Origin of the sequence: Cobetia sp. SIMBA_158 (genome assembly GCF_046566945.1) — a bacterium.
In the GTDB taxonomy this organism is placed as follows: Bacteria; Pseudomonadota; Gammaproteobacteria; order Pseudomonadales; family Halomonadaceae; genus Cobetia; species Cobetia amphilecti.
In genome coordinates this window covers 1-232 of record NZ_JAWJYL010001167.1, presented here as the reverse complement: position 1 = coordinate 232, position 232 = coordinate 1, and the positions used below count along the sequence as shown (strand labels likewise).

Below are 232 nucleotides of genomic sequence, written 5' to 3'. Positions count from 1 at the left end.
CGCATGGATGCGCATCTTGCCGCTCGGCCGCAGCAGCGCGTTGCGCGCTTCGGCGTTCGCGTAGTCGATTTCGGCGAGGATCGATTTCGCCCGCTCGAAGTAGCGCTCGCCGCTTTCGGTGAGGCCGAGATGCCGCGTCGTGCGATGCAGCAGGCGCGTCTGTACGTGGGCTTCGAGATTCGAAACCGCGCGCGACACCTGCGCGGTGGTCGCGTCGATTTCTTTCGCGACC

Annotated in this window: 1 protein-coding gene; it reads right to left on the bottom strand. The window is 65.9% G+C overall.

The genetic code is table 11. The features are described 5' to 3' along the window. On the bottom strand, positions 1-232 hold a 232-nt coding region (locus tag R2R70_RS23425; protein WP_410979411.1), incomplete at both ends, for a LysR family transcriptional regulator.